Source organism: Fictibacillus gelatini DSM 15865, from assembly GCF_000430745.1.
Lineage (GTDB): Bacteria > Bacillota > Bacilli > Bacillales > Fictibacillaceae > Fictibacillus_A > Fictibacillus_A gelatini.
In genome coordinates this window covers 77,237-92,783 of record NZ_AUMP01000006.1, presented here as the reverse complement: position 1 = coordinate 92,783, position 15,547 = coordinate 77,237, and the positions used below count along the sequence as shown (strand labels likewise).

The following is a 15,547-nucleotide window of genomic DNA, read 5'->3' as shown; positions in this document are numbered from 1 at the left end:
AGGTACTTTCCGATGAAAAAATGGTCAGTCATGCTTGTTGCTTTTGTGATGATCGCAATGGTAGCAGGATGTACAACAGGGGCAAACCCGCCAGGCAAAGAGGGAGATAAAAGCGGGAAGGAGAAAATCGTATCACTAAATAACGGCAATGAACCGACTTCACTTGATCCGCCTATCGGTTTTGATGCCATTTCATATAACCCTTTAAACAACTTGATGGAAGGGTTGACCCGGCTTGGTAAAAATAACGAGCCGGAAGCAGCCACAGCTGAAAAATGGGAAGTTTCAAGCGATGGGAAAACGTATACGTTTAAAATCCGCGAGGACGCCAAATGGTCGGACGGAAAACCGGTGACAGCGCAAGATTTTGAATATGCATGGAAGCGTGTCGCAGACCCGAAAACAGCTTCTCCTGCGGCTTTCTTATCCTACTTTATTCAAGGGGCCGAGGAATTTAACACCGGTAAAGGAAGCGCACAAGATATGAAAGTGAAAGCGAAAGATGATAAGACGCTCGAAGTGACGTTGAACAGTCCGCAAAAATATTTTCTAAGCGTCATTTCCAACCCGGTATTCTTTCCCGTGCCGAAAGAAACGGTGGAAAAAAACAAAGACTGGGCAAAAGAAGCCAATACATTTGTTGGAAACGGCCCATTCAAATTGGCGGAGTGGAAGCATAAAGACCAGATGAAAATGGTCAAGAACAATAACTATTGGGATGCAAAAAGCGTGAAATTAGATGGCGTCGTCTGGAAAATGATCGGTGACAGCAACACAGAATACCAAATGTTCCAAACAGGGGAACTGTCAACATCAGGAATTCCCGCTGACTTAAGCGAAAAGTTATTTAAGGAAGGGAAAGCGAAGGTTGAAGATCAATCCGGGACTTACTTCTTCCGGTTTAATGTAAAAATGAAGCCGTTCCAAAACAAAAATATCCGGAAAGCGTTCAGCCTTGCCGTTAATCAAGAAGACATCGTTAACTATGTCACGAAAAATAAGGAAAAGCCGGCCCATGGGTTTGTCGCCTACGGATTTAATGACCCGGCGGGAGGGGATTTCCGCGAGATTGGCAGCGACTTGATCAAGCCGGATAAGGAAAAAGCAAAAGAGCTTCTGCAAAAGGGGATGAAAGAAGAAGGGTATGATAGACTTCCGCCAGTCACTTTAACCTATAGCACGGGGGATGATACACATAAGAAAATCGCTGAAGCTCTTCAGGAAATGTTCAAGGAAAACCTTGGCGTCAATGTTAAGCTGGCAAGCCTTGAGGCCAATGTCTTTTCAACGGATCAAAAAGCGTTGAAACTGCAATTTTCCCGCTCTTCCTTTTTAGCGGACTATGCGGACCCGATCAACTTTTTAGAAAGCTTTGTGACTGACAGCCCGATGAACCGGACAGGATGGGGCAACAAGGAATATGACAAGCTTATTGCAAGTGCGAAAAAAGAAGGCGATGAGAAGAAGCGGTTTGAAGACATGCATAAAGCGGAAAAGATTTTAATCGATGAAGCGCCAATTTTCCCGCTCTACTTCTATAATCAAGTGTACTTGCAAAATGAAAATGTAACCGGCATCGTCAGACATCCGGTTGGCTATTTGGAATTAAAGTGGGCGGACGTAAAATAGACGATAAGATGGGTGTTCTAAAGGGTGGACACCCATTTTAACGGAAAGATCGGAGGGCTTAGTTTGGAAAATGAATGGATCGTCAATGTATCCGTTGCGACGTTATGGACATCACCTGAATCTCCACGGGAGAAAGATCAGCTGCTGCTTTCTAATCCTGCACAAATAAAGAAGTGGATTTCATCGAACAGCTATGACGATAAGCTGGAGCTCCATGCCAAAAATATGATCCAGTCACAGCTACTTTATGGCCAAAAGGTGATTGTGACAGAAGAAAATGGAGAGTGGTTATCGGTTCTTGTTCCCGACCAGCCTTCTGGGAAAAACGAGTCCGGGTATCCGGGATGGATCCCGAAGCAGCAGCTCACGCCGGCTTCGTCATTTGAAGGCGGCTCCTATGATTCTTTTGCGGTTATCTCCTCTCCTACTGCTTTTTTATATCGTTTAGAAGAAAAGAAGGAAATAGAAATAAGTTTTAATACCCGGCTCGCCATTCAACAAATAGGGGAAGAATGGGTTGAGGTACGGACGGTTGATGGAACGAAAAAAGTAAGAAGAAATGATGTTGAAATTTTCTCTGTCTACGATGGCATCCCTAAAGGAACCGGGCAAGATATTGTCAGGGCAGCGGAGAAATTCCTTAACCTGGAGTATTTATGGGGCGGTATGTCGGGGTTCGGTTACGACTGCTCCGGTTTTGCTTATACGATGCACCATTTTAATGGAATCACGATCCCGAGAGATGCGTCTGACCAACATAAACGCGGGAAAAAAGTGACGAGAGACGAATTAGAACCGGGAGACCTTGTTTTTTTTGCCTACGACGAAGGCAAAGGTTTCGTTCATCATGTCGGAATCTATTACGGGAATGATCAAATGATCCACTCGCCGAAAACAGGAAAAACAGTTGAAATCATAACATTAACAAATTCTCCTTATGAGATTGAATTTTGCGGAGGCAGGAGATTTGGCAAGGAATAGAATCATAGCGCACGAAACCCTTCTTTCTAAGAGAAAAGAAGGGTTTTTTTAATGAAAAAACAATGTCAGATTTCCTTACATCATTGAAGCGAAGAAGGAGCTTCCGTGATGCGCTTTCCAATAAAGATAAGGTCCTATATGAAAATCAACCATTTAAAGGAAGAGGGATGAAATAAAAAAGAAAAAATGGTGTTCGTAGGAAATGGTTAGACCCCATTTGCAAAATGCCGGGTTTTAAAGTTTGTGCGGTAAGGGTAAGGCCGGTCATCGATTTAACAGTAAATTAGCTAGAGCGCTCCCGGACATTTGCCTGAGGGAGCGTTTTCGCTTGAAGGATAAATGTCGCTCATTCCCTTATTTTGAAATGGGCATTCAATTGCCCTCGAATCATTTTTTTAACTTCCTTTCGATCAAGTTGCTTTTCTCTCCGCATCATTTCTTTTCTAATTTCATAAGTTTGCACCCCGTCTTCAATTTGATTTGCGATTTCCATGAGCCGTTCAATATCTGAAAAAGAATATTTCCGATTGCCGTGCTTCGACCGTTCGGGAAAGATTAAATTCCGTTCTTCATAATAGCGAATTTGCCGGTGGGTCAGACCGGTTAATTCACTGACAATTCCGATGGTGATTACTTTTTTGTCTTTGTAAGACTGACTCATTTCATTCACCCCCGTTTATAATCCGCTGTTGCTCGTACTTAATGTTAATAAAAATAACAAATATATGTCAATAATTATACGAAAATTATAAAATTTCCGCTATGTTAGTGTAAGGATTTCTTACAATGATTTAAATCAAACGTTTGATTGATGGATCTGTTCTCTTATTGCTTCAAACCAGACTAAAATTTTCATTGACAGAGAATATACTTTTTCATATAGTTATCAACATAAACAGTTCAACTCGTGAACAATATGATTCTACATAGAAAAAAGGTGAATACAATGGATTTGCAGGAGGTTATTAACCGTTATGAAATGGCTTCATTTACGGTAACAAAGCGAATTCAGTCGCTAATTAAAGAGCAGTTGCAAGACATTTTAACGATCGAGCAGCATTGCATCTTGCGGACGATTAAATTGCTCGGGCGTGCAACGACAACTGAACTTGCAGAGATGTTTTTAGTGAATAAAAGCGCCATAACGGCAATCATTGCAAGATTAACAGAAAAAGGCTATATCAAACGGTTCCGTGATCGAAAAGACCGGCGGATCGTGTATTTAATGTTGACGGAAGAAGGAAATAACGTGTTTGAATGGGCAAATAAAAAGGTGTTTGAAATTGTTTCAACGTATTTGAAACAATTTGACCAGAAAGAAATTGAAGCGTTTATCCATACATTTGAAACGTTTGCCCAATTGCTCCATGAAGAGAAGGAGGAGAAATTAGAAGAATGAGAGGGATCATTAAAGCAAGATGGCTAATCGTTGCCGTTTGGATCCTGGTTGTTGCCGTATTGGTGATGACTGCACCAAATATGGCTAACCTCGTTCGGGAAAAAGGCCAGATCGGTGTTCCAGACGGGTATCCTTCTACCGATGCGCAAAAGTTGCTCAATCAAATGGACGAACATAAGGCAAAAGGCGAATCGCAGGTTGCTCTCGTTTTTCACGATCATGAGAGGCTTACGAAAGCGGACCTCGCGGAAATCAAACGTGGGCTTGACCGGCTTGATCACGATAGGCAAAGGCTCGGTGTCTCATCCATTCTTTCCCATTTTCATCAAAAAGAGTTAAAAGACCAGCTCGTCAGTAAAGATGGAAAAACGATTCTTGTCATGCTGACAGTTCAAAAAGGAAAGCGCGAGCCTGCCGAAATTTCAAAGGCGCTCTATCGGGAGTTGAACGACGTCAAAGTCGATCATTATTATACGAGCAGCTGGATGATTGATGAAGATGTCATGAAGAGCTCGCAGGATGGATTGAAAAAGACGGAATACATTACGGTTATTTTTATCCTGGCGGTTTTGCTCATTGTGTTCCGGTCATTGATTGCGCCGTTCATTCCGCTATTAACTGTCGGAATTAGCTATATTACTGCGCAATCGATTGTCGCATTTTTAGTGGACAAATGGGATTTTCCGCTCTCTAATTTTACGCAAATCTTTTTAGTGGCGGTCCTGTTCGGAATTGGAACGGACTATTGCATTTTGCTTTTAAGCCGATTTAAAGAAGAGATTGGCTCCCATGAGCATTTACATGATGCCATACTTGCAACCTATAAAACGGCAGGGAAAACGGTGCTGTTCAGCGGCATTGCGGTAATGTTCGGATTTGCTGTCATCGGGTTATCGACATTTAAGCTGTATCAATCGGCTGTCGGTGTTGCGGTTGGTATTGCCATATTGCTTCTTGCCCTTGTCACGATTGTTCCATTCTTTATGGCGGTCTTAGGAAAGAAGCTGTTCTGGCCGGCGAAAAAGTCAATTGAGCATAAACCGAGCCGGTTTTGGGGAGCTGCCGGAACGTTTTCCTTTAAGCGTCCGCTTCTTACGTTATTGTTAGTGGCCGCCATTGTTACGCCATTTCTGCTGACGTATAACGGGCAATTGTCGTACAATTCCCTCGAGGAAATCGGCGACAGCTACAATTCGGTGAAAGCCTTTAACATCATTGCAGATAGCTTCGGCCCCGGCGAATCGCTGCCAACGAAAATTGTAGTAAAAAATGATGAGCCGATGGACCACGCGTCATATTTAGCGACAATGGAAAAAATTAGCCGTGAAGTTGAAAAAGTAAACGGCGTGGATACGGTCAGAAGCGCGACAAGGCCAGTCGGAGATGAGCTAAAAGAACTGCTTGTCGCCAATCAAGTAAAGTCGCTGCACAAAGGGCTAGGCAAAAGCAACGATGGAATAAAAAAAATCAGTGACGGTTTAGAAGATGCGAGATCTAAACTATCGGAAAATGAACCGAAATTAAAAGAAACAACAAAAGGCATCGGTGCTCTTGTTGACGGAACGGATGACCTGAAAACAGGCGTCGGGGCAATTTCGGGCGGCCTATCAAACATCGAAAAAGCGATACGTGAAGGTTCTTCCGGTGCCGGGGAAATGAAAAAGGCAGTCACCGAAGCGAAAACCGGTGCACAATCGCTTTATGAAAACAGCCAGAAATTGCTTCAAGGCTATCAGCAGGCAGGTGCCGGTTTATCACAACTTGCAACGCATTATGAAGATGCGCAGAAAGGAATAGCGAAGGTTTCTGGGGCACTGAAAAGCCTTACCCCCCATTTTGCCAATCTGGAAAAAAACCATAAAGAACTTGCGGCGGATCAGGATTATCAAATGATGAAAGGAACCATCATGCAACTTCAAAGCGAGGTTAACCGACTTTCAAACGGATTGGCCCAGCTTAATCAAAACTTGAGTAAAACGTCAGTAGGGATCAAAACCGCAAACAACGGCCTCACGGAAGTAGTCAATGGACAAAAAAAAGTAAGCAATGGACTTGGTCAACTTGTGAAAGGATTGGAGCAACTTGAGTCCGGGCTATCCAAAACGGCCGAAGGGCAAAGCCAGGTCATTTCAAAACTTCCTGAAGTGCAAAATGGGCTTACCAGGATTAATAATGGGCAAAAACAGCTTCAAGAAGGATTTGGCCAATTGGATGGACAAATGAGCCAATTAACGAATGGATTAAAGAATAGTGCCGACGGGTTGCATAAAGTATCAGGCGGACTTGAATCGGCCAACGATTATTTAAAAGGGCTGTCATCCGCATCAGATAAGGAGCTTGCCGGATGGTATATACCGGATGTCGTTTTAAGCAATAATGATTTTCAGCAAGTGTTTAATACGTACATGTCACCGGACCGGAAAATGGCGACGATGGATGTTATTTTTAAGCAAAATCCGTATTCAAGCGAGGCGCTCGATAAAGTAGATGATATTAAAGCAGCGATAAAACGTGCCGTAAAGGGAACAAATTTGGAAAATGCACAGGTCGGCATCAGCGGAGTGACAAGCATGTATTCCGATTTAAATGATATTTCAACGTCTGACTATACCAAGACGGTTGCCATGATGCTCATAGGCATTGGCGTCATTTTAGTTTTGTTGCTCAGATCCGTCATTATGCCGCTCTACATTCTCGCTTCGCTTATTTTAACCTATTATACGGCGATGTCGGTGTCTGAAACGATTTTCGTCAACATCTTAGGCTACTCGGGTATTAGCTGGGCTGTTCCGTTTTTCGGGTTTGTCATACTGCTTGCCCTTGGAGTCGACTACAGCATTTTCTTAATGGACCGGTTTAATGAATATAAAGGAATTTCCGTTAAAGAAGCGATGATCGAATCAATGAAGAAAATGGGAACAGTCATTATTTCTGCGGTCATTATACTCGGCGGGACGTTTGCTGCGATGTATCCGTCAGGCGTACTATCGATGATGCAAATCGCGACCATTTTCCTGACTGGAGTATTCCTCTATGCATTCGTCATTCTTCCATTCTTTATCCCGGTCATGGTCAAAACATTCGGCAAAGCGAATTGGTGGCCGTTTGCCAGAAAAGAAGAATAAGAGAAAACAAGGTTGCAAGAAAAGTCTTGCAGCCTTGTTTCGTCTAACTGATTTTTAATTATAGGTGTAAAAAAAGGAATCGGCTATTTGCCGATTCCAATCCTGCTTCTTGCCTCTAGCCAAAGCGGCTTTAGAACTAACAGCCGCATCCGTCACATGAACTGCCGCCAAATCCTTTAGCGAAGCCACCGAATCCGGCACAAGAACATCCAACGATGATTAACAGGATGAAGAGGACGACGATAATAGCGAATCCGCGGCCCCAACCGCCGCCGTATCCAAAACCGCCGTAGCCGCCATATCCATAGCCATAACCGCCGTACCCATAGCCTCCGTATGGATAACCACCCATAACAGGTACACCGTAACCGACTCCGCCAACTCCAAATCCCGGATATCCACCGAAGCCGTAACCACCGCCAAAGCCAAATTGACGTTTTCCAGGTCTTTGCATAATAACTCTCCTTTCGTAAAAAGGGATTTACAACTCCTTGCATAATAGAGTATGTACATAACAGCAAAATAGTTTGGGACAAACAGTTAGGGCATTCGTGGAATTTTAAATTTTTTTGTGTAAACCCTTTGATGGGGGAGCCGAAATAAGTAATGTTATAGATCCCAATAGGCTTTAGCTTTTTCATGTCTAAACGGCGCTAAGCGATGTCGAACGCTTTTTGTTGAAAAGAATTGGAAATTCGTGCTACATTAAAATAAAATGACCAGTCATTTTTAATTTTGTCCCGGGAGGTTAAAATGTGATATCGATCAAACGATTCAGCGAATTAAGTTATAAGGAAGCGGTTGTGTTATGGAATGAGGGATTTAAATATTATTTTTCAAATATGACGATGACGGTCGATGCTTTTATTCGAAAGTTGGCAAATGAAGGTCTATCACCTGAACATTCAGTTGTGGCTTACGTGGATCATGTTGCTGTAGGGTTTGCCATAAATGGCTTTCGTGAGATGGATGGAAAAAAGATTGCATGGAATGGAGGAACCGGGATTAAACCTGAATTCCGCGGACAAGGAATCGGCAAAGTATTAATAGAGGCGTGTCTTGATGTGTATCGGGAACAAGGAGTGGATTTAGCCCTTTTGGAAGCGGTTGCACAAAATGAGCGGGCCATTGCTTTATATAAAAAAATGGGGTATGAAGTGTTTGAGGAACTTGTTTTTTTACAACAGAATGGAGCGATGACAATAGACGCTTTCCACACCAATTCCAATTTTGAAATAGTCCGGGGCATTCCTGAGGATATTCAGCTGCTCGAATTCTTTCAACCGATAAAGGCATGGCAAGTGCAAGTTCCAGGCTGCAAAGGCGCAGAATCAATCATTGTTAAAAAAGGCAATGAGGTTCTGGCATATGCGGTTTACCAGCGGATGATGGATGAGAAACATAACATTCAAACGATTGCTCTCAATCAGTGTGAGATCAAAGAGTCAATTGATGTTCAAAAGGTAGCTGATTTCATTCTCTATCATGTTTTCCAGCCGCATCATAAGATAAAAAGAATGGTAAGAAATCTCTCGAAAAATAACCGGCTTGTTTATAATACACTGCTCGCTGCTGGCTTTGAAACGCTCGTTGAGCAAGTTCATATGTCTAATCGGCTTGACCAACCTATTAAAGAGAGCATTCAATAAAAAGCTGCACCTCCAATTGTTCGTTGTGTCTAACAATTGGGGTGCAGTTCATTTTTACTCCGGTTTTTCGCTCTTTTGTCATGCTGTAGCATTTGTTTGGGGGCTGTTCTCTTTCGCTAACAGGATCCGAATGGCTGAAAGAAGAAGACATGTTATCGATATGAGCAGCAAACAATAGATGTCCTTTGTTAAATTGCCATCTCCAAAAGCGGTTGTAAAGTAGCCATTTGCCGCATAGGTCGCTGGAAGCAATTTGCCGATCGTTTGAAAAAAGCTGCTTAACATCATACGCGGGATAATGACCCCTGACGTAACGAGTTGTGCAGAAAGAATGATAATATTTAATAACATTCCTGCATTGCCGAAAAGAATGATAAACAGTTGACTGAGGCAAAGGAATGAATATAAGACAAGAGACTGAAACAGCCAGATGACAAAAATTGATGTTTTAAAATGCACATCGGAAGCCAGCATGAGCAACACAGTAAGTATAGAGATAAACATAGGGATTCCGAGATTAATAAGCTGCCTCGATATAAAAAGGGACCATTTTGAATACAGGCGAGAAATCTTTTTTGCTGCAAAAGATAGTTGTAAGCTCATAATCATGGCGCCGACAAACGATGCCAATACTACCATCATAGGGACCATGGTAGCGGAAAAGCTTTTCACTTCATTGGTTTTAATAATGGTTGCATGTACGCCGTTTATTCTAAATCCATTGATTACATCCATTAAATTTGGCGTTTTTAGGATGTTATCTTTATTTTGAGACTCAGACTGCTTTTTTAATTCCTTTGTAATTGCTGCTTTTTTTTGAATAAATACTTCTTCATTGACCCGTGTTGTAATTTCCTTCGCTACGTTTTCCATTGCCTTTCGAGTAGATTTGGAGTTCGATTGATTGATGTAGAAATTAATATTGGCTGTTTTTCCTTTTAAAATGTTTGTCGAAAAATTTCCCGGGATATAAACAATCATGTCGTATTGAAGCTGATTCATGTTCTTTTTTGCCTGGTGCAGTGAATTCAGGTCGGAAATTTTATATGTAAGACGTTGATGGATAGCTTTTACGATTTCCTTTCCTTGCTCGGGATCATCGTTTACAACGGCCATCCGAAGGGGATTAACATGGCGGCTCTCGCCATGGTATCCGCTTAGCCAGACAAAGAAAAACGCCAGCTGAAAGGCAAGGGCTAAACCAATTCCAATGTATGTTTCCCGTTGCTTAAAAAAGCGCTTCATGGCTTTCACGCATTTCTCTCCTTATACTTTTTAAATAAATAGAAACGTCAACAACAAAAAGAAAGACCAGCAGAAGAATCTTCCGGCAATCTTTTCTTAAGTATCTAATAATTGTATATACTCCCTTGTCCCTCTGTCAAATGCCATACGTTTTATTTTTGATATGAAAATAAATGTGATGTGATTGTTTCCATATTGTAACCATAAGATAAATGGAATGTAGTAAATTAATAGAGACAGATTTTAATAGGACGGCACAAATTCAGATTAATAATGTAACTTTTTAATAAGATTAGCGACTAATAGTATAGAACGTTAGGGGGTCTATTTTGTGGAAGACTCATTTGACCGGTTATATGAGGAGTATCACCAATCTCTGTTTCAATATATTTTTTATATGGTAAGAAATCGGGAAGTTGCAGAAGATTTAGTTCAAGAAGTGTATATAAAAGTTTTAAAGTCATATAAAAGCTTTGAAGGAAAAAGCTCTGAAAAAACATGGCTCCATTCGATTGCAAGACATGTCACGATTGATTGGATTCGCAAGCAAAACCGCAGAAAAAAGAAACTTTTATTCTTTACGTTATCGGAAAAAGAAAACTTGATAAAAGATCATGAACCATTGCCGGACGAATGGGTAACACAAAAAGAATCGGTCAAGCAGTTATATAAAACATTGCATAAATGCACGCAAGACCAACAACAAGTACTCATTCTTCGTTTTATTCAATCACTCTCCATTACGGAAACTGCTGCAGTGCTCGGCTGGTCGGAAAGTAAAGTGAAAACGACGCAACATCGGGCAGTTAAGCGGCTAAGAGATCTTTTGGATCAGCGTTTGGGCTTAGAGGAGGAATTGAAAGATGGAATCGTTTAAGTGGAATGAAGAGCAAATCCAAAAACAATTGGAAAATATGCCTCCCATAAAGGATAGGCAATCGAAAGAGCGCGTCTTTCAACAAGTTAAATCAAAACTGGAAGAATCCGAACGAAAGAAAAGGTGGGTCAAAACAAGGGTTGTTCCGACGATCGCGACGGCATGTGTTGTTGTCATGATCTCAGTTCTCATCCCTGTAAATCACCAGAGTAATCAATCTTCCTCCTCCAAGAAAAGAGTAGAGGATATAAAAGGCTTCGAATCATCTGGAATGGATACACCGCATGATTTAACAAAGAACGGAAAACTATCACTTGTAAGCCTGGAAAATAAAGAGCAAAACTCAAACTCATTCATTAAAAACGGCGAGAGATACCATGCTCCGATTTTGAAAGGCCAAATCAAGCAACCAGATCAAGCGGTGGTGACGATTGCCTATTTAGAACGGGAAATGCCATGTATTGTTCCGGTTAGCTTTCTTGTGAAGGATAAAGGGTCTTACGTAAAAAATGTTAAGCAAGTATTGACCAAATTTAAACCGGAGACAGTTGGGTTGGACACGACCATCTTAAATAAGCTGTCGTTTAAAGAAGATGGAAATACGATAGTCGTTGATATTCCTTCAGGCGAAATCCGTGACAAGAAAGAGGCTGCCTTATTTGAAAAATTATTGGAATACACGTTTGCCTATAATCATCAATTTACAAAAGCAAAATTAATGACAAATGGGAAACCCGGGATAACAATTGGAGACAATCAAAGAAAACGCGAATTTAATCTTGATTTAGTCGGATCGCCAACGTTTGTCATGCAAACGGATACCGGTGACGAATTTTTAGTGAACAGTTACGGGACGAATATAAAACATATTCCAAGGGATTTTAAAAATGCCTTAAATGAACTTAAATACGGAATAAAGGACGAGCGCCAATTATCGCCTGTCATTCCTAAACATATTAAGCTAGGAGCGTCAGGACAACAATCATCAGCCGTCGTTTCATTTCATCAAAAATCTCCATTAAAAAATAATATGGAGACAAGAAAAATGCTTGATGCCATTGTTGTAACGGCAAAAGCCTACGGACATAAACATGTGCAATTTAAAAATACTGGCGTTCAAAAAATGGGGCCATACCGTTTTAATCGCTCAATCGACGAAACAGTAGGAATAAATTATGTTGAAGCAAATTAAGAGTGCAGCTGCTTACCATCGTAGGCAGCTGTACTTTTTTTCCTTCTAGTACAACTACGCCTGAAGTCTTAGTAAAAGACACGCCCCGAGAACGTTTTGGAAAAGAAAGGAACCCGCTAATCTATAATCTATGAGGTGCAAAAGTAAGGGGGGAACAGATATGGCCACTTTCTTTAATTTTTACATAAAAAAGGCGAGAGGGGCGGTTTATTTTTTATTATGATGAGTTTTGTCATAGGGAAAAGTGACAAATGTAATCATTTTATTAATTTGGAAAGAAATATGTTGTATTTCAATCTCTAGCATAATAAAATGTGGCTGTATTTCTTTTTATTGGAAGATGAAAATAAAAAAGGAGGCAGTATATGCTGCACTTAACAAAATTTTCTATGAAGAACCGTGCCGCGATCGTCATTATGGTTTTTATCATATCTATAATGGGAATTCTGTCGGGAAATAAACTTTCGATGGAATTTCTCCCAAGCCTCGATAATCCGGTGGTTACCATTACGACGTTAGCTGATGGAATGGACACCGGGTCGATGGCGAAATCGATCACAAGCCCGCTTGAAAAAGATTTAAGAAATGTAAAGCATTTAGAATCGATTGTATCGACTACTAATCAAGGAATCTCTAAAATTGACCTATCATTTGGCGTTAAAACGGATATGAAAGAAGCTAAGAGGGAAGTTGAAAGTATCGTGAACAGTTTTCCTCTTCCCGATGGAGTAAAAAAGCCATATGTCGTGCAATTAAATACATCGATGATTCCGATCGAACAGATTGCAATTAATAAGGAAGGAAAATTTACAACTGACGACCAAAAAGAAATCGAAGATGTTGCCATTTCCCAGCTTGAAAGCATTGACGGTGTAGGGGATGTAACGCTATATGGAAAGTCTGCCCGGGAGATATCCATTGAATTGAACGAAAAGGAAATGCTGGCTAAAAAAGTAACTATGCCGCAAATTATAGCCGCTTTGAAAGGGAAGAATATTTCCTTCCCTGCCGGTGATATTACGTTGAATGGAAAAACGAACTCTTTGCGCGTCGTTGGAAAAATGAAAGACTTAAATGAATTAAAAGAATTGCCGGTTGCTCCTCATGTCGTGCTAAAAGACGTTGCCGATGTAACGAAACAACAAACGAACAATTCCGTTACAAGGGTCGATGGAAAAGAAGCAATGTATATTGCTGTGACCAAAGAAGATAGCGGAAACGCCGTTCAAGTTGGAAAAGATGTCAAGGAAAAGTTGAAAGCGATTAATAAACAATTTGATGGCAAGTATCATCTGGAAGACATTTATTCTACTTCTCAATCCGTTTACGACTCAGTTATGCGGATGGCAAAAGAAGTCGCTTTAGGAGCTTTGTTTGCTTCCGTCGTCATCTTGCTTTTCCTGCGAAACTTTAAGTCTACGATTATCGCAATTGTCAGTATCCCGCTTTCGATTTTTATTACACTTATTCTCTTAGAGAAATCAGGCATTACACTCAACATCCTTACACTTGGAGGACTTGCGGTTGCTGTCGGCCGGCTAGTCGATGACAGCATCGTCGTTATTGAAAATATATACCGGAGGCTGCAGACGGGTGAACGGTCGAAAGAACTGATCATTGATTCAGTAAAAGAAGTGGCTGTTGCGATTACATCCTCGACGATTACGACGATTGCCGTATTTTTGCCAATTGGACTCGTTGAAGGATTTATCGGCGTATTTTTCAAACCGTTTGCGTTAACAGTCGTATACTCGCTTTTAGCCTCTCTAATTGTCGCATTGACTGTTGTGCCATTAATGAGTTTCGTTTTGTTGAAAAAGGTGAAATCCCATTCCTTTAAAAAGCCTGAGCGCTACTTATCTGCTTTAAAATGGTCACTGAACCATAAAATTATCGTTTGTGTTTTATGTTTAGCGATGTTCGTCGGTTCAATTGCCATGTATGTCATGTTGCCCACCGGGACGATCTCTTCAGCTGATGAAAGTATGGTCCAGGTGAAAATGGAATATCCGGAAGACATGAAGTTCGAGGATATAAAGAATGGGGCATTTCGCCTTGAAGATGAATTAAAGGGCTTAAAAGGAGTAGAGACGACGATCTCACAAGTCGGGACAGACGAAGATATGGCCCAATTCGGGGAGGCGCAAACGGATAACATTGCTACGCTTACCGTTAAAATGAAAAAAGGCGCAAATGCAGATGCGTTCATTAAGAAGGTTAAATCACTTGCAAATGACTATAAGCCCGCTCAAATTTCAACAAGCAAAGCAAGCATGATGGGCGGATCTGGATCCGATAAAGTGACGTTGAACGTTACAGCGGAAAATAAAAAGGATCTCGTGCCAACAGCCATCGAACTGAAAAAGAAAATGGAGGAAATGAAAGGCCTTGATAAAGTCGAGTCGAACTATGAAGACTTGAAAAACGAATGGCGGCTTAACGTCGACCAGAAAAAAGCGCAGGCGAAAGGGTTGTCCGCCGAAGACATAGGCAATCAAGTGCGCGCGCTTGTCGGAAAAACGCCTGTCGGCCAATTAACCATCGGCGGTGAAGACTTGCCGGTAAAAATAAGCTATGATCTATCAAAAACAAAAGACAGAGAGGATTTATTAAATACGGCAATCGTCTCTCAAACAGCCGGTCCCGTCAAATTAAAGGATGTCGCCTCCTTAAAATTCGAACCGGCTAAATCGAAAGAATTCCATAAAGACGGAAAAGAGTATTTGCAAGTATCAGCAGTCATCACCGGGAAAAATGTTAAGCAAGTCAATACAGACATTACGAAAATGTTAAACAAATTGAAGAAGCCATCCGGTGTAAAAGTAAGCGTTGCCGGGGCAACCGAGGAAATGAACAAAGAATTTGCTGACCTGTTCCAGGCAATGGGAGTGGCGATCGCGATCGTTTACCTGGTCATGGTCATTACGTTTGGCCAGGCACGGGCACCGTTTGCGATCCTGTTCTCCCTTCCGCTGGCAGCGGTTGGGGCGATACTCGGTCTTGTCATTTCAAAAATACAAGTGGATCCGTCCGCGTTAATAGGCGCACTAATGCTCATTGGCATTGTCGTAACGAATGCAATTGTATTAATTGACCGTGTTCAGCAGCAAAAAGCGAAAGGATTATCTACACGGGAAGCCATTCTTGAAGCGGGTGCCATTCGCCTTCGTCCGATCATGATGACGGCTGTTGCTACCATTTGTGCGATGATTCCTCTTCTCTTCAGTGAAGATAATGGAAGCCTTGTTTCTAAGAGTTTAGGTGTAGTCGTCATCGGCGGTTTAACCGTATCAACTCTCCTGACGTTGATTGTCATACCTGTGATTTACGAGATCCTCGAAAAGTTAACGAACCTGTTTCAACGCAAGAGGAAAAAAGAAACTGTTTCAAAAGCGAGTGTATAAAAAAAGCTGCCTTCTTTGGCAGCTTTTTTTAGTGCACCTCTTGTCG

General features: G+C 41.5%; 11 protein-coding genes. 8 read left to right on the top strand and 3 right to left on the bottom strand.

The genetic code is table 11. The features are described 5' to 3' along the window. The first annotated feature begins 12 nt into the window (after window positions 1-12). Both H538_RS0109915 and H538_RS0109910 read left to right on the top strand, forming a co-directional pair. The gene (locus tag H538_RS0109915) at window positions 13-1,629 is read left to right on the top strand and encodes a peptide ABC transporter substrate-binding protein (protein ID WP_026677462.1); all 1,617 of its coding nucleotides are present in this window, start codon (window positions 13-15) and stop codon (window positions 1,627-1,629) included. Window positions 1,630-1,692: 63 nt separating this feature from the next. Then, a complete protein-coding gene (locus H538_RS0109910; protein ID WP_026677461.1) occupies window positions 1,693-2,610 on the top strand; it encodes a C40 family peptidase in 918 nt (305 codons plus the stop codon). Between the two features lie 346 nt (window positions 2,611-2,956). On the opposite strand, the gene H538_RS0109905 is transcribed toward H538_RS0109910, so the two are convergent. Next, window positions 2,957-3,271 (bottom strand): MerR family transcriptional regulator, encoded by a 315-nt coding sequence (locus H538_RS0109905; RefSeq protein WP_026677460.1) that lies wholly within the window; start codon window positions 3,269-3,271, stop codon window positions 2,957-2,959. Window positions 3,272-3,556: 285 nt separating this feature from the next. Here H538_RS0109905 and H538_RS0109900 point away from each other — a divergent pair, with 285 nt between their 5' ends. Then, window positions 3,557-4,009, top strand: coding sequence for a MarR family winged helix-turn-helix transcriptional regulator (locus H538_RS0109900; protein ID WP_026677459.1), 453 nt, complete (start codon window positions 3,557-3,559; stop codon window positions 4,007-4,009). Further along, the gene (locus H538_RS0109895) at window positions 4,006-7,134 is read left to right on the top strand and encodes an MMPL family transporter (protein ID WP_026677458.1); all 3,129 of its coding nucleotides are present in this window, start codon (window positions 4,006-4,008) and stop codon (window positions 7,132-7,134) included. Before H538_RS0109900 ends, H538_RS0109895 begins: the two co-directional genes overlap by 4 nt. A 136-nt stretch (window positions 7,135-7,270) precedes the next feature. Here H538_RS0109895 and H538_RS25080 read toward each other — a convergent pair whose 3' ends face one another. After that, window positions 7,271-7,588, bottom strand: coding sequence for a YjcZ family sporulation protein (locus H538_RS25080; protein ID WP_051291414.1), 318 nt, complete (start codon window positions 7,586-7,588; stop codon window positions 7,271-7,273). A gap of 301 nt (window positions 7,589-7,889) precedes the next feature. Between H538_RS25080 and H538_RS0109885 the strand changes: the two genes are divergently transcribed. Continuing rightward, on the top strand, window positions 7,890-8,783 hold the full coding sequence (locus tag H538_RS0109885; protein WP_026677457.1) for a GNAT family N-acetyltransferase: 894 nt from the start codon (window positions 7,890-7,892) through the stop codon (window positions 8,781-8,783). 78 nt (window positions 8,784-8,861) lie between these two features. Here H538_RS0109885 and H538_RS0109880 read toward each other — a convergent pair whose 3' ends face one another. After that, complete coding sequence (locus H538_RS0109880) at window positions 8,862-10,028, bottom strand: YhgE/Pip domain-containing protein (protein ID WP_245595221.1); 1,167 nt, start codon at window positions 10,026-10,028, stop codon at window positions 8,862-8,864. A gap of 331 nt (window positions 10,029-10,359) precedes the next feature. On the opposite strand from H538_RS0109880, the gene sigX reads away from it, so the two are divergent. From sigX to H538_RS0109865, 3 genes are all read left to right on the top strand, one after another. Then, on the top strand, window positions 10,360-10,905 hold the full coding sequence (sigX, locus tag H538_RS0109875) for an RNA polymerase sigma factor SigX (RefSeq protein ID WP_026677455.1): 546 nt from the start codon (window positions 10,360-10,362) through the stop codon (window positions 10,903-10,905). Then, window positions 10,892-12,097, top strand: coding sequence for a hypothetical protein (locus tag H538_RS0109870; RefSeq protein ID WP_026677454.1), 1,206 nt, complete (start codon window positions 10,892-10,894; stop codon window positions 12,095-12,097). The genes sigX and H538_RS0109870 overlap by 14 nt, the downstream gene beginning before the upstream one ends. A 365-nt stretch (window positions 12,098-12,462) precedes the next feature. Next, on the top strand, window positions 12,463-15,501 hold the full coding sequence (locus tag H538_RS0109865) for an efflux RND transporter permease subunit (RefSeq protein WP_026677453.1): 3,039 nt from the start codon (window positions 12,463-12,465) through the stop codon (window positions 15,499-15,501). Window positions 15,502-15,547 lie beyond the last annotated feature (46 nt).

Excerpts from the sequence above, each read along its gene's own strand:
- H538_RS0109915 (WP_026677462.1), top strand. The coding sequence starts at position 13 with ATGAAAAAATGGTCAGTCATGCTTGTTGCTTTTGTGATGATCGCAATG.
- H538_RS0109905 (WP_026677460.1), bottom strand. The coding sequence starts at position 3,271 with ATGAGTCAGTCTTACAAAGACAAAAAAGTAATCACCATCGGAATTGTC.
- H538_RS0109900 (WP_026677459.1), top strand. The coding sequence starts at position 3,557 with ATGGATTTGCAGGAGGTTATTAACCGTTATGAAATGGCTTCATTTACG.
- H538_RS0109895 (WP_026677458.1), top strand. The coding sequence starts at position 4,006 with ATGAGAGGGATCATTAAAGCAAGATGGCTAATCGTTGCCGTTTGGATC.
- H538_RS25080 (WP_051291414.1), bottom strand. The coding sequence starts at position 7,588 with ATGCAAAGACCTGGAAAACGTCAATTTGGCTTTGGCGGTGGTTACGGC.
- H538_RS0109880 (WP_245595221.1), bottom strand. The coding sequence starts at position 10,028 with ATGAAGCGCTTTTTTAAGCAACGGGAAACATACATTGGAATTGGTTTA.
- H538_RS0109870 (WP_026677454.1), top strand. The coding sequence starts at position 10,892 with ATGGAATCGTTTAAGTGGAATGAAGAGCAAATCCAAAAACAATTGGAA.
- H538_RS0109865 (WP_026677453.1), top strand. The coding sequence starts at position 12,463 with ATGCTGCACTTAACAAAATTTTCTATGAAGAACCGTGCCGCGATCGTC.